The organism is Sorangium sp. So ce394 (assembly GCF_051474665.1).
In the GTDB taxonomy this organism is placed as follows: domain Bacteria; phylum Myxococcota_A; class Polyangia; order Polyangiales; family Polyangiaceae; genus Sorangium; species Sorangium cellulosum_D.
Map to the genome: position 1 here is coordinate 2586355 of NZ_CP150339.1, position 14599 is coordinate 2600953.

A 14599-nucleotide genomic window follows, 5' to 3' on the forward strand; every position below is an offset into this window, starting at 1 on the left:
CGGCTCGACGAGCGGCGCCGCGCGGTGTCACGCTTGCCGCGCCGGCTCGTCCACACCACATCCCCAACCACCTGCATGGCTTCAGAACGCAAGACCCACCGCGCCCTCACCGTCGTCGGGCTGATCCTCTCCCTCGCCATGGCCGCCCTCGAGTCGACGGTGGTGGCCACCGCGATGCCCACCGTGATCGGCGATCTCGGCGGCATTCAACAGTACGCCTGGGTCACCACCGCCTACCTGCTCACCTCGTCGGTGCTGGTGCCCATCTGCGGCAAGCTCTCGGACATCTACGGCCGCAAGCCGGTGATGCTGTTCGGCATCGCCGTGTTCCTGATCGGCTCGATCGCGAGCGGCGCGGCGCGGTCGATGCCGCAGCTCATCGCCTTCCGCGCGCTCCAGGGGGCCGGCGCCGGGGCGATGCAGCCGATGGCGATGACCATCTCGGGCGACATCTTCGATCTCAACGAGCGCGCGCGCATCCAGGGCGTCTTCGGGGCCGCCTGGGGGCTGTTCGGCATCATCGGCCCGATGGTGGGGGGGCTCATCGTGCACTACTTCTCGTGGCGCTGGGTCTTCTACATGAACATCCCGTTCGGCATCGCGTCCGTCGCGCTCGTGGCGAGCGCGTTCCACGAGCGCATCGACAAGCGGCCTCACGCGCTCGATTTCCTCGGCGCGGGGCTCCTGTCCGCCGCCGTGGTCGCGCTGCTCCTCGCCACGGGGAGGCTCGGCGGGGGGACGACGCTGTTCGCCTCGATCGCGGCGGTGGCGCTGTTCGCCGTGTTCTTCGCCGTCGAGCGCCGGGCCCCCGAGCCGATGATCCCGCTGCCGCTCTTCCGGCGGCCGGTGATGCTCACCTCCAACGTGGCCGGCGCCATCCTGGGCGGCGCGATGATGGGCACCATCACGTTCGTGCCGCTCTTCGTGCAGGGCGTGCTCCGCGGCACGCCGACGGAGGCCGGGAGCGCGATCGCGCCGATGCTGATCGGCTGGCCGGTCGCGAGCGCGATCGGCGGGCGGCTCATCCCGCGCGTCGGGTTCCGCCCGCTCATCTGGGCCGGCCTCGGCTTCACCGCGGCGGCGGGGCTCGCGCTCGCGATCGGCGGGACGCACGACACGCCGCTGATGCTCCGCGCGACGACGCTGGTCTTCGGCGTGGGCATGGGGCTGTCCAACGTCGCGCTGCTCATCGCGGTGCAGAGCAGCGTCGCCTGGGATCAGCGCGGGATCGCCACGGCGAGCACGATGTTCTCCCGGCTGCTCGGCGGCGTGGTGGCGGTCGGTGTCATGGGCGGCGTGCTCACGGCTGAGCTCGCCAAGGATCCGACCATCCCCGCGGACGCGGCGAGCCGGCTGCTCACGGCAGAGGGGGCGCGGGGGCTCGATCCGTCGATCTTGCAGCACCTCGGGGAGGCGCTCACGTCGGGCCTCACGACGGTGTTCTGGATCATCGCGGGCATGGGCCTGGTCGGCTTCGTGGTGGCGCTGTGGTTCCCCCATGTGCCCCTCCAGGCGGCCGACGATAAGGCCGTCGCGCCGCCGAGCGAAGCCGGGATCGGGTGAGGCTCCGCGCGACGAGCTCCCCCTCACGGGGCCTTCCATGGTGAAAGGGGGAGTATGGGGAAGCGCGGGGTTCTGATCGTCGGCGGAGATCGATGAGCGGGTTCCGGAGGATTGCGGCGGCGGGGCTGTGGCTCGCGATCGGCGGGGCGGGGTGCGAGGACCAGCACGTCGTGATCGGCGCGCTCTCGCCCGGACAGGGCGGAGGCGGCGCGGGCGCGCCAGAGCGGCCGAGGTTCGAGGCGCCGACGGCGGTGACGGAGATCAACAGCAGCGCGAGGGAAGAGGACCCGACCCTCACGGACGATCTGCTCGAGATCTATTTCATGTCCGATCGCGGGGGGAGCCGGGACATCTGGACGTCGCGGCGGGCAGGGGTGGGATCGCCCTGGGACGCGCCGCACGCCGTGGAGAACATCAACCTGGCCGAGAGCATCGAGGATACCCCCTGCGTCTCCGGAAATGGGCTCCGCATCTGGTTCTACAGCAGGCGCGAGCCGGAGGGCATCTGGCTCGCCGAGCGCGCCAGCCGGGACGACCCGTGGGGAACGCCGGTGCACGTGGACGCCCTCGCCGTCGAGGGCGCCACGGTGATGGGCCCTCACGTCGATCCCCCAGGGCTCGTCGTCGTGACCGGCGTCACGCCCGCGGACGCGGAGACGTACCTCGCGATCGCGTCGCGCGAACGCCCGGAGGACGACTGGAGCGCGCTCGTCCCGATCGCCGGGCTGGACGGCCCGGGCGACGAGGGCGGCCCGTTCCTGTTCGACGACGGCAAGCAGATCCTGTTCCGATCGAGCCGCCAGGGAGGGGGAGACCTGTTCTGGGCACGACGGGCAAGCGACGCAGCGGCGTTCGAGGAGGCAGCGCCGCTCGAGGAGCCGGTGAACCTCCCCGAGGAGCGCGACACCGATCCGCACCTCTCCCCGGACGGCTCCGTCCTGTTCTTCGCGTCGACACGGACCAACGTGGCGGATATCTACGAAGCCCACCGCGTCGCGCCATGACCCCGCACGCTCAGGCCCCGCGCATCGCGGAGATGGCCCCGTAGCGGTCGCGGCGCACGCGGGCGGCGCTGGAGGAGCCGCGCGCACAGGCGACCCCTCCGCGGCACACGCGCGCGGCCGCGTGGAGCCGCGGTGTCCTTCCTTGGTGCAATTTTGCTGCTGTAATGAAATGCTCTGAGCTGACCGCGAGAAATTCGAGCGACCGGTGATTGATTGCAGGCGCTCCGATCCACGGGGAAACGAGGAGGGACAGGTTCCCGATGACGTTCGAGGACAGGAGAGGGAGCCAACCTCACCGTCGCTCCGCCGGGGAGCGCGGTGGGGCCGCGGGGGAGCACGCGAGGTCCGTGCGTTGACCGCCCACGGGCGGTCCGTCGATGAACGATCGGTCAGTCAGGGGTCTTCAGGAGTCTCAGATGCGCTTCATGCTTTGCCGATTTCGGGTACGACGGGGGTCTGCGCGCGCGTGGGGCCTGCTCAGCGTCGTCGCGTCGCTCCATTGCAGTTCGGAGTCGCCCGGCCCGGGGGCCGGCTCCGGTGGTCAGGACAGCGGCACTGCCGGCGCCACCACCTCCGCGACGACCGCGTCCGCCTCATCGACCAGCGGCGCGGGAGGTGACGCCGGCGCGACGGCGGGCGTGGGCGGCGCCGGGGGCGCGGGCGGGGCCGGCGGCGCAGGGGCGACCGGCGGCGCAGGGGCGACCGGCGGCGCAGGGGCGACCGGCGGCGCGGGGGGAACCGGCGGCGGAGAGGTCGGCGACCGGTGCGCAGAAGCGACGCTCGACCCGGCGAGCCCGCCCGAGGCGCTGCGTCTGTCCGGAAACCTGGGGACCCACGATCCGGTGGTCATCAAGGCGGGCGACCGATATCACTTGTTCCAGACGGGGGACAGGCTCCCCATGAAGGTCTCCACGAACCTCGTCGACTGGCAGGATGCCGGTCGGGTGTTCGACGCGAAACCCGCCTGGCTGAGCAACAAGGTGCCAGGCGTGGACCACCTCTGGGCGCCCGATATCTCCCGCTTCGGGGACACCTACCATCTGTATTACTCCGCCTCCACGTTCGGCAGCAACAAGTCGTGCATCGGGCACGCGACGAAGGTGTCGCTCGACACCCGAGAGCCCTGGGCGGACCGCGGCGCCGCCATCTGCTCGAACGACGGGACGCGGGACGACTGGAACGCGATCGACCCCAACGTCGCCATCGACGAGGAGGGGACGCCGTGGCTCGTGTTCGGGAGCTTCTGGAGCGGCATCAAGATGGTGAAGCTCACCCCGTCGGGGGAGCGGGCCGACGCGGAGATCCACGCGCTCGCCTCGCGCCCCGACGCCGGCGGGGCGCTGGAGGCGCCGTTCATCGTCCGGCGCTGCGGATTCTATTACCTGTTCGTCTCGTTCGACGCGTGCTGCCGCGGCACGGACAGCACGTACAAGATCGCCGTCGGCCGCTCGACGAGCATCACCGGACCGTACGTGGACAAGGAGGGCAGGGAGATGAGGTCCGGAGGAGGCACCCTCCTCGTCCAAGGCGACGCACGGTGGCGGGGGCCCGGACACAACGCGGTCGTGTTCGACGGCGGCCGGGCCTACAACCTCTATCACGCCTACGACGCCCAGGCGAACGGCGCCCCCACGCTGCGGATCTCCGAGCTCGTATGGGACAGCGACGGCTGGCCGCGCTCCGGAGGGCCGTGACGTGCGAGCCGCGTTCGCCACGCGAGCACGGCGGTTTGCCTGGAGCAGCGGTGAGACTCCCAACGTCGGTGCTCTCCTCGCCACCAGCGCTGACATCCCATCTCCATTCGGCGAGTGAGGGTGGGCAGTAGGGCCGTGTGCAACCCCCGCGCGCCGCTCGTACCAAGCAGCTCCCGAGCTTCACCGTCGGGCCGCGGGCGTCCGGCGCTCTCGGTGCGCCTTGACCCGGTGTTCTGGCCTCGTGCATTGTCGTCAACGTGCGAAAGCCCGCGACCGATCTCCCCATGCCGCCGGAGGGAGCAGCTCCGCGGGCGGACGACCTGCTCGGGCTCGCTCGGGCCGCGGCGGCGCGCGACCCCGCGGCCATCCGCACGCTCATCACCGAGCTCGGCGGGGCCATGTTGAGGAGCGTGAGGAAGGTGCTCGGCCCTCATCACCCCGACGTCGAGGATGTAACCCAGGAAGCCGTGCTCGCGCTGCTCCAGGCCCTGCCCTCCTTCCGCGCCGAGTGCACCGTGCTCCATTTCGCGAGCCGTATCGCGGTGATGACCGCGCTCGGCGCGCGCCGGCGCCTCCGCGTGCGCGAGCGCTTCGACGAGCCGGACGCGCCGGTCGAGATCGCGCCCGACGAGAGCGGCGCGTCGCCGTTCGCCGAGACGGTCTCGAACAGGCGGCGCGAGATGGTGCTCGAGGTGCTCGACAGGATGCCGGAGTCGACCGCCGAGGCGCTCGCCCTTCACTTCGTGCTCGGCTACACGGTCGACGAGATCGCGGCGCTGGCCCGCGTGTCGCCGAACACGGTGTGGAGCCGCCTCCGGCTCGGCAAGGAGGCGCTGCGGCGCGCGCTCGCCAACAACGCGAAGCTCGCCGAGCTCTTCCGCGGGAGGGAATCATGAGCGCGGACTGCCGGAGCGAGCTCCTCACGCGGGTGCGCCGCGGCGTCGCGACCGAGCCCGACCGGCTCGCCTTCGACGCCCACCTCGGCTCCTGCGAGTCGTGCCGGATCACCTGGGAGCTCGCGCAGGATTTCGACGCCGTGGGCGCGGCGGAGCCCGGGGACGCGGAGCTCCTCGCGCGCATCGCGAACGCCGCGCTCGGCGGGGTCGCGATCGATCTGCGGCGCCAGGGGGCGGCGGTGTGGCCCGCGGGCGTGGGCGGCGAGGGCGCGGCGGTGTGGCGCGCGGGCGCGGGGGTGCGACCCGACAACGACGTCCGGCGCGGAGACGGCGATGCGCGGCCGGAGGGCGGCCTCGCGGGGCGGCGCGGGGCCGGGTTGCGGCGCAGCGTCTGGCTCTGCGCCGTGGCGGCCGTGCTCGCCTGCGGCGTGGCCGGCGCCGCCACGGTGCTCGTCGGTCCGCGCCCGGAGGCGGCGCCGCGGCCGAGCGTCCGCGCGATCGAGCCCGCGGTGCGCGCGGCGGTGTCCCGTCCGCGCGGGGCGGCGCTCCCGGAGGCCGCTCCGCCTGCGGACGAGCGCGCGGCGGCCGCCGCGCCGCCGGCGGGGCCGAGCGGGGCGGCGCGCTCGACGCCGCCGGCGGCGCTGCCGGAGGTCGCGGCGCCTGGTCCGAGGCCGCGCGACGCGGCGCGGGGGCCGAGCGCGGCAGCGCCGTCCTCCGCGGCGGCGACCGCGGGGCAGCTCTTCCGGGAGGCCAACGACGCGCGGCGCGCCGGGAGCTCCCAGCGCGCCATCGAGCTCTATCGCTCGCTCCAGAAGAGCTTCGCGACGTCGCCGGAGGCCACGCTCTCGCTCGTGTCGCTGGGCAGCCTGCTCCTCAACACCGGCTCGCCCGGGGCGGCGCTCGCGCAGTTCGACCGGTACCTCGGCGTGGCCGGCGCGCGGCCGCTCTCGGTCGAGGCGCTGTATGGCCGCGGGCGCGCCTTGAGGGCGCTCGGCCGCTCGGCCGACGAGGCCCAGAACTGGCGGCGCCTGCTCCGGGAGCACCCGGGCTCGCCGTACGTCGAGCACGCGCGCCGCCGTCTCGCCGAGCTCGGAGGGTGATCACGCGGCGGGCGATCGCGCAGCGCGGGGCGTTCTGTCTCGCGGTCGCCGCGGCCGCGGCGCTCTCCTCGGCGAGCGCCCTGGCGCGCGACGGGACGGCGGGGGCGCCCGGGGCGCCGGTGCCCGGAGCGCCGGTGTCCGGAGCGCCGGTGTCCGGAGCGCCGGTGCCCGGGGCGCCGGTGCCCGGAGCGCCGGTGGCCGGAGCGCCGGTGCCCGGAGCGCCGGTCGTGGAGATCGCGCTCACGGGCGCTGCGGACCACCTCGGCGCGATCCGGACGGCGCTCGAATCCCAGGCGCTCTCCGCGTTCGCGGTCCGCTTCCGGATCGCGCCGCGGTTCGACGCGGCGGCGCTCTTCGCGACGCGAGCCTCGTCCGGCGTGACCCTCTCGTGCTGGATCGACGTGAGCGATCCGCGCCGCGCGGCGCTCTACTTCACGGATCCCGTGGCCGATCGGTTCCTGGTGCGCTCGATCGAGCTCTCGGGCCGCTTCGACGAGCTCGATCGCGAGTCCGTGGCGCAGGTCGTGGAGCTGTCGCTGCGGTCGCTGCGCGTGGATGCGCGCGCCTCGCTGGATCGGGAGCAGGCGCGCGCGCTCATCCTCCGCCAGACGGCGCCTCCTGAGGTTCCCGCCGAAGCGCCGGCCCCCGCGGCGGCGCCCGCGGCGTCGCGGCGCGCCCTGGAGCTCGGGGTGTTCTACGGGGTGACGGCGCACTCCGCCGAGGTGGGTCTGACGCACGGCCCCGGGGTGCGCGTGGCGCTCGGCGGGGGCTGGGGCCGACACCGGGTCGCCCTCGATGCGCGCTTTCAGTACCAGTTCGAGCGGCGTTACGAGGAGCCGCGGATCGGCCTGGATCTCCGGACGATCACGCTCCGGGCGGACGTCTGCTGGCTCTACCCGGTGGCCACGGGCGTGATGCCGATCGAGCTCGGGGTGCGCCTCGGTGCGGGTGTCGATCATGTGGACGCGGCGCCGAGGCCGGGCAGCGCGGGGGCGTCGGGGTACGCGCCTGCGGAGGCGAGCGCCTCGAACGCGCTCGTGCTGGTGGCCGGCCCGGTGGCGAAGCTGCCGCTGAGCCGGGATCTCCGGGTGTTCACGGAGCTCTTCGTCGAGCTCGATCCGGCGCGCGTCCGCTACGACCTGTCGCTTGCTCAGGGGACCGAGACCGTCCTTGCGCGCTACCGGCTGCGGCCAGGCGTGCTCCTCGGCGTCGAGCTCTGACGGCCGCTCACGCCGACGGGCGAGCCGGGCGAGCTGACCGTGGTTGCGGTGGGGTTGGCGGGACCGGACCAGGCCGACCCGACCGTGGTTGAGGTTGGGCCGGCCCGACCGGGGTTGAGGATGACCCGGCCCGGGGTTGGGCCGACCCGACCGTGGTTGAGGTTGGGCCGGCCCGACCGTGGTTGGGGTTGACCCGGCCCGACCGTGGTTGGGGTTGACCCGGCCCGACCGTGGTTGGGGTTGACCCGGCCCGACCGTGGTTGAGGCGGCCGACCCGACCGTGGTTGAGGTCGTCGCTTCATTCACGGTGCAATTTTGCGTCCTGAAGCTGGATTGAGCTGAGCTGACCCGACCGTGGTTGAGGTCAGCGAGGTTGGGCTGACCCGACCGTGGTTGAGGTCAGCGAGGTTGGGCTGACCCGACCGTGGTTGAGATCCGCGGAGACCTGCGACGGAGATCCGCGGAGACCTGCGACGTCTCCAATGTGTAATTTTGCACCCTGGTGAAACAGGTTCGGTTCTCACAGGACGTCCGGCCTACCCGTGATTGATCGCGCCCGCTTCGGCCCACGTGGAGAGCACTGCGGTGCCTGGCGGCGCTTCGCACGATTTCGACCATGCGACCCTGCTTCTCACCGCCCACCTCGTTCCGAGCCTCGCCCCTCGAGTGCCTCCCCGCTGCGCATCCGCGGTCGGGCGGCTACCCCCCTGTCTCCCCGCCGCCCGCACCGAGGCGCACTTCCTCCATCCGCTGTTTTCCTGCAGGAGCTTGTCATGCGAACGCGCCCCCTCTTCTTGACCGTCGTGCTTCCTCTCCTCGTCGCCGGCCTCGCGTCCGGCGGCTGTGACCCAGCCGCCGCCGACGACCCGCCCCCCGCGCATGCGCAGAGCGGCAGCGGCGCGGGCGACGCGGGCAGCGTCACGGGCGCCAGCGGCTCGGGCGGCGGCAGCGCGAGCGCCGGCAGCGCAGGCGCCGGCGGCTCGGGCGCCGGCGGCTCGGGCGCCGGCGCCGCCGCCGGAGGGCCCACGAGCGCCTCAGGCGGCTCTGAAGGCGGCGGCGGCGCCGCCGCGCTGCCCGACGTCTCGGTCTACATCGCCGGCGACTCGACCGTTCAGACGTACGTGAACAGCCCCATTCACCAGGCGGGCTGGGGCCAGATGCTCGGAGAGTTCTTCGACGCGCGGGTGCACATCGACAACCGGGCCATCGGCGGCCGCACCGCGCGCCGGTTCATCGACGAGGAGCGTCTGGCCGACATCCTCGACGACATCCAGCGCGGCGATTACCTGCTGGTGCAGTTCGGCACCAACGACAGCAACAGGAACGCGACGTACGAGCACGACGGCGCCACGATTCCCTATTACCTCGACCCCGCGACGGACTTCAAATCGTACCTCGAGCAGTACATCACGGGCGCGCAGGCGCGCGACGCCGTCCCGGTGCTCGTCACCCCGCCCCCGCGGAGATCGTGCACCGGGGACAGCCACGATTTCGGCAACGGCTTGGCAGCTTATGCCAAGGCCATGCGGGAGCTCGGGGGCGACCTCGACGTGCCCGTCATCGATCTCAACGAGAAGACCCTCGCCCATCTGAACTCGATCGGGTGCGTGGCGGCGGGCGAGGACTTCTTCCTCGTCCGGGCCGATGGCTCGGTCGACGGCACTCACTTCAACGAGACCGGCGCCCGCACCATGGCGGGCTTCGTCGCCGACGGCACCGCGGACGCCGGCCTGCTGCTCGCGCAGTACCGCAAGTGAGCTCCCGGCCCGCAGCTCCGGCGCCTCCGGCCCGCAGCTCCCGCGCCCCGACGCTTCGCTCGGCCGGTGGCGCGCGCGGCGCCCCGACCGCTCGACGTCACGCCCTCGCGCGCTGGCGGGCAGGCCGCGCCGCGGCCTCGCGCCGGGCGACCTGCCCGCCGCGCGCGGTCGGCGTCACCTCACGTGGATGTCCGGCCTGGGGGGCGCCGCCATCCCGCCGCCGATATGGAAGCTCGGGTGAGGCGGCTGGTTGTAGGCGGTCTGCTCCGAGGTGATCTGCATGCGGTACTGCGGATCGTGCATCAACGTGTAGATCCGCCGCGTCGTCACGCTCGTCGTCGTGTACAGCCGCAGCGCCGCGTCATTGGATTCGCGCCACACGATCTCTTCCCGCCAGTCGCCGAGCAGGTCGGCCGTGAGCGCCGGCGTCGACTTCGTGCCGTTGTTCGAGGCGCACTGGCTGCAGCTGAGCAGCGAGCCTCCGCCGTACTTCGTGATCGACGTATTGTTCTGCAGCTCGCGCAGCTCGTCCGCGTCCCACCAGATCAGGAAGTTCGCCGAGGCAGGCTGGCTCCCGACGTTCGACCCGCTGGTGGCGGACAGGAGGCCTCCCGTGGAGTTGGTCCACATCTCGGCGCCGGCGTTGCTCGCGAGCACGTCGCCCGCCACGCCGCGGCCGGTGTCGGCGCCCGTGACCGGCCCCTGCCGGAGCACCGCGCAGGTGTTCGCGTCGTGGATGTCGTAGGTCGGCTTGCTGCCGTCCTCGTGGGGCATGAACACCTCGAGCCCTGGACGCGAGAGGACGAAGTCGCTCACGTGCAGCGCGTCGCCGTGCCCGAAGTTCGTCGAGCACTTCCGGGTGCCGTTGCTGTCGATCGTGGAGGCGCCGTAAATCACCTCCTGCGCACCGTCGGCGTCGACGTCGGCCACCGCCATCGAGTGGGCGCCTTGGCCCGTGTAGGCGGTGTTCGCGTTGCTGTCCGCCTTCCAGATCTGGGTGAGGCTGCCGTCGCGGAAGCTCCAGGCGGTGATCGTGGCGCGCGTGTAATAGCCGCGGGCCATCAGGATCGCCGGCCGGCCGCTCGCCTCCTGTCCTCTCCCGAGGTCGCTCACGAATCCGGCGCTCGCCAGGAACCGATCGACCCGGTTGCCGTACGAGTCCCCCCAGGACGAGACCGTCCCGCGGGGCACGTCGAACGCCACCGTCGCGCGCTCTGCGCCGTCGGGCCCGCCGAACACGGTCAGGTACTCGGGGCCGCTGAGCACGTACCCCGCGCCGTTCCTGTGGTCCGCCGCGTCGTCGTCGGAGGCGGCGGGCCCTCGGCGCAGGTACGCGCCCGTCCCGTCGCGCGTGCCTGGAGCGGTCTTCACGGCGACCTCCGCTTTCCCGTCGCCGTCGAAGTCGTACACCACGAACTGCGTGTAGTGCGCGCCTGCCCGGATGTTCCTCCCGAGGTCGACGCGCCACAGCCGCCGCCCGTCGAGCTTGTAGGCGTCGAGGTACACGGGCCCGGTGCAGCCGGCCTGGGAGTTGTCCTTGGCGTTCGACGGATCCCACTTCAGGATGATCTCGTATTGTCCGTCGCCGTCCACGTCGCCGGTGCTCGCGTCGTTCGCGGAGTACGAATAGCTCTCGCCCGCGTTGTCGCACTTCGAGGGCGTCGCTCCGTTGGCGGGCTTTTCGAGCGGGATGCGGAGGTAGTTCTGACCCCAGGTGGCGGCGGCGGGCGAGGCTGCCTGAGCGGCGCCGCCGACGACGGCCCGGATGGAGTACGTCGACGAGGTGGTGCCGGCGGTGTCGAGGTAATTGGTGCTGTTGGTGACGTTCGCGATGCGCGTGCCGTTCCGGTAAACGTCGTACGAGATGGCGTTTGGGCTCGCCGGGTCGTATTCGTAACCGAACATCCTCCACCCGACGTAAACGCCGTTGGAAACCTTGACGGCGACCACGCCGCGATCGAGGTCCTCCATCTGATAGTGGCCGCTCGGCGCGGAGCCGCCGCTGCCGCCGGAGCCGCCGCTGCCGCCGGAGCCGCCGCTGCCGCCTGCGCCACTGCTGGCGCTGCTGCTGCTGGCGCTGCTGCTGCTGCTGGCGCTGCTGCTGCTGCTGGCGCTGCTGCTGCTGGCGCTGCTGCCCGACCCGCCTGCCGTCACGCTCGCGAGCGCCGGGCGCTGCGTGGAACCGCTCGCCGTGGCGCAGAAGCCGAAGCTCGTCGATGCACCGGGGGCCAGGCTCGCGTTGTGGCTTTTCGGCGTCGCGACGAGCTGCGATCCGCTCTCGCGCGCGTCGGCGTTCCAGGAGTTCGCCAGGGCGGAGCCGTTCATGTCGATGGCGATCCGCCAGGTCGTCGTCGCCGCCGTTCCCGTGTTCTGGATCGCGACGTCGGCGCAGTACCCGTTCCCCCAGTCCGACGCGTACGTCAGCGTCGCGGTCAGCCCGTCGCCCGTCAGCGGCTGATCCAAGGCCTCTTGTTGCTCGAGCCCTCCTTCAGGCCCGTACGCGTCATCCATGACACACGCCCCGAGGAGCACGAGGGCAGTGGCCGTTGCTGCGGATAAGCAAGCTCGCATGGAAAAATCCTTTCATAACGCGCGGCGCACGAGGCGATCCGCGAAAGGTCCTCGCTCTCCGGGGCCGGCGGATCATTCGACCGGAGGCCCCGGAGAGCGAGGATCAAGGAACGACCTCCATGTTGCTCCGGCAGCTCGGACTCAATCACCAGAGCCTCAAAAAAACGTGCGCTTTCGACAAATCGGAGTTTTCGCGGCGCACGAGAACGCCTCTGGCTCCCGCTGACGCCCGATGGCGGAGGGCCGTGAAACCCGACCTTGTCGGTGGTCTCTCGACATCCCCCGCGACCCTTGCGCGGGCCGCCGAGCGAGCTCCTCCGTGAGAATCCTTGTCGCTGCCGGCCGGGGCACGGGTCCGGATCCGTGGCTCCTCCGAGGAACCCGCGCCTCGCAGCTCACGCGCCGCGGCGGCGTGCCGGGCTCGATTGTCCACAGAAAGTCCACAGCATGTGGACAGATGTGCAGTGGTCGTGGGGGCCGGCGCGGCTAGAGGCGCTCGGCGGTGCAGGCCTGCGCGCGCTGGCTCAGCGGGAGCTCGCCGTCGTCCAGGCACGCGTCGTAGCACGCGTCCGAGTCGTTCGGCACGAGGTTCACCGTCACGATCTTCGAGCGCGCGGGCCGCGCCGGGGGCCGAGCATCACAGCAGGGTGCCCTGGAGGACGATCTGCGCGACGTTGAAGTAGATGACGAGCCCCGAGACGTCGACGAGGGTCGCGACGAACGGCGCGGAGGCGCTGGCCGGGTCGAAGCCGAGCCGGCGGATCGCGAAGGGCAGCATCGAGCCCGCGAGCGTTCCCCAGGTGACGATGCCGATCAGGCTGATGGCGACGGTGGCGGCCACCTCGCGGTAGTGCTCCCCGTAGGTGTGGAAGATGGCCTGCCACACGAGGATGCGGACCAGACCGATCGTGGCGAGGATGACGCCGAGCGACAGCCCGGCGGTGAGCTCGCGTCGGACGATGCGCCACCAGTCCTTGATCGTGACCTCGCCGAGCGCCATTGCGCGGATGATCAACGTCGTCGCCTGGGATCCGGAGTTGCCGCCGCTCGAGATGATGAGCGGGACGAAGAGCGCGAGCACGACCGCCCTCGCGATCTCCTCCTCGTAATGCCCCATGGCGCTCGCGGTGAGCATCTCGCCGAGGAAGAGCGCCGAGAGCCAGCCGCCGCGCTTCTTCACCATGGCCAGCATGCTGGTCTGCATGTACGGCGTGTCGAGCGCCTCCATGCCGCCGAGCTTCTGGATGTCCTCGGTGGCCGCCTGCTGCACGACGTCGACGATGTCGTCGACCGTCACGATGCCCTTCATCCGGCCCTCGGCGTCGACGACCGGGAGCGCGTTGAGATCGTGGTGCGCGATGACGCGCGCGACCGCCTCCTGGTCTAGCGTGTCGGGCACCGAGATGACGTCCCGGCGCATGACCTCGGACACCAGCTTGTCACCCGGCGCGACGAAGAGGTCCCTGAAGGACACCACGCCCTGCAGCCGCTGCTCCTGGTCGAGCACGTACGCGTAATAGATCGTCTCGAGCTTCTCCTGGGCCTGCCGCTGCAGGTACCGGATGGCCTCGCCGACCTTCATGTCGGGCCGCAGGCGCGCGAACCGCGGGCTCATCAGGCCGCCGGCCGCGTCCTCGGCGTACGCCATGAGCGCCGTCACCTCACGCCGCGTCGGCTCGTCGAGCATCTCGAGGAACGAGTCGCGGTCTTGCGGCGGAACGAGCTGGATCACGTCCGCCGCGTCGTCGGGCGCGAGGAGCCGCATCCAGAGCTGCCGCTCACCGCTCTTCATCGCGAGCAGGATGGCCGCCTGCTCCTGCCCGGACAGGCTCAGGAAGAAGCTGTGGACCTCGCTCCGGTCGACGTGCTCGAAGCTCTCGACGCGCTCCGCGGGGGACAGGACCGCCCAGATCTCGCGGAGCTCGGCGGCGGTGAGACGGTCGTCAGGCATGGCTCGCCTCCACGACGAGGGGTTGCTGGGAAAGGGGGGACGACGAGGAGGTCGAGGCGCAGGCGGCGGCCTCGACGCAACGCGAGGATACGGCGCCGTGCCCTCGTGCACGAGCCCATCTGCGCGCAAAAGGCCTCAGCGGCGCCCGCGATCCATCTCCTTGAGGGCGAGCTTCGCGATCGCCCGCAGGGTGTCGAACACGCCGCGGCCGCTCGCCGCCGCGGCCTCGAAATCGGGCGCTCCGCCCGGGTTGAGGAGCGCGCGGAGCTCCGCGACGTCGGCGATCCCGTCGAGATCCCGCTTGTTGTACTGGATCACGAGCGGCAGCCGCCCGGGCGAGCGGCCCTCCTCGGCGAGGTTGTCCCAGAGATCGGCCATCGACTCCAGGTTCGCGTCGAGCCGGGCGCGCTGCGAGTCCGCCACGAACACGACGCCATCCATCCCCTTCAGGATCAGCTTCCGGCTCGCTCGATAGAAGATCTGGCCCGGCACGGTGTAGAGCTGGAGGCGCGTCCGGAAGCCCGACAGGCCCCCGAGATCGAGCGGCAGAAAATCGAAGAACAGCGTGCGATCGCTCTCCGTCTTCAACGAGATGAGCCGCCCCTTGGCGCTCGGCACCGTCCGATCGTACACGTACTGAAGGTTCGTCGTCTTCCCGCAGAGCCCGGGCCCGTAATAGACGATCTTGCAGTAGATCTCCCGGGTCGCATAGTTGATGAACGACATCGGCGTGCTCCTCACAGAGTCGACGTTCGAGGGGAGGCAAGGCCGGTCCCCGCATTGGAAGCGAAGGCGATCGGCCGCGATCGCATGGGAAGCGAAGGCAGCGGCCGACCACCGCGT

10 protein-coding genes are annotated in these 14599 nt (G+C 71.7%); 7 read left to right on the forward strand and 3 right to left on the reverse strand.

What is annotated here, in order from left to right; genetic code table 11:
- Nucleotides 1-75 precede the first annotated feature (75 nt).
- The 7 genes from WMF33_RS09660 (at nt 76) to WMF33_RS09690 (ending at nt 9234) form a co-directional block, all read left to right on the forward strand.
- Nucleotides 76-1563: an MDR family MFS transporter gene (locus WMF33_RS09660; protein WP_437336876.1), complete on the forward strand. Its 1488-nt coding sequence runs from the start codon at nt 76-78 to the stop codon at nt 1561-1563.
- Nucleotides 1564-1655: 92 nt separating this feature from the next.
- Entirely contained in the window at nt 1656-2567 is a 912-nt protein-coding gene (locus WMF33_RS09665) for a hypothetical protein (protein ID WP_437336877.1), read from the forward strand.
- A gap of 425 nt (nt 2568-2992) precedes the next feature.
- A complete protein-coding gene (locus WMF33_RS09670; RefSeq protein WP_437336878.1) occupies nt 2993-4261 on the forward strand; it encodes an arabinan endo-1,5-alpha-L-arabinosidase in 1269 nt (422 codons plus the stop codon).
- A gap of 257 nt (nt 4262-4518) precedes the next feature.
- Complete coding sequence (locus tag WMF33_RS09675; RefSeq protein ID WP_437336879.1) at nt 4519-5157, forward strand: RNA polymerase sigma factor; 639 nt, start codon at nt 4519-4521, stop codon at nt 5155-5157.
- Complete coding sequence (locus tag WMF33_RS09680; RefSeq protein WP_437336880.1) at nt 5154-6257, forward strand: tetratricopeptide repeat protein; 1104 nt, start codon at nt 5154-5156, stop codon at nt 6255-6257. The genes WMF33_RS09675 and WMF33_RS09680 overlap by 4 nt, the downstream gene beginning before the upstream one ends.
- Nucleotides 6254-7477 (forward strand): hypothetical protein, encoded by a 1224-nt coding sequence (locus tag WMF33_RS09685; protein WP_437336881.1) that lies wholly within the window; start codon nt 6254-6256, stop codon nt 7475-7477. Before WMF33_RS09680 ends, WMF33_RS09685 begins: the two co-directional genes overlap by 4 nt.
- A gap of 773 nt (nt 7478-8250) precedes the next feature.
- The gene (locus tag WMF33_RS09690; RefSeq protein ID WP_437336882.1) at nt 8251-9234 is read left to right on the forward strand and encodes a rhamnogalacturonan acetylesterase; all 984 of its coding nucleotides are present in this window, start codon (nt 8251-8253) and stop codon (nt 9232-9234) included.
- Nucleotides 9235-9408: 174 nt separating this feature from the next.
- On the opposite strand, the gene WMF33_RS09695 is transcribed toward WMF33_RS09690, so the two are convergent.
- The 3 genes from WMF33_RS09695 to WMF33_RS09705 all read right to left on the reverse strand — a co-directional run bounded on the left by WMF33_RS09695 (nt 9409) and on the right by WMF33_RS09705 (nt 14482).
- Nucleotides 9409-11697, reverse strand: a complete 2289-nt coding sequence (locus WMF33_RS09695) for a cellulose binding domain-containing protein (RefSeq protein ID WP_437336883.1) — start codon at nt 11695-11697, stop codon at nt 9409-9411.
- Between the two features lie 745 nt (nt 11698-12442).
- Nucleotides 12443-13756, reverse strand: coding sequence for a magnesium transporter (mgtE, locus tag WMF33_RS09700; protein ID WP_437336884.1), 1314 nt, complete (start codon nt 13754-13756; stop codon nt 12443-12445).
- A 135-nt stretch (nt 13757-13891) separates the two neighbouring features.
- Nucleotides 13892-14482 (reverse strand): GTP-binding protein, encoded by a 591-nt coding sequence (locus tag WMF33_RS09705; RefSeq protein ID WP_020733929.1) that lies wholly within the window; start codon nt 14480-14482, stop codon nt 13892-13894.
- Between the last annotated feature and the right edge of the window lie 117 nt (nt 14483-14599).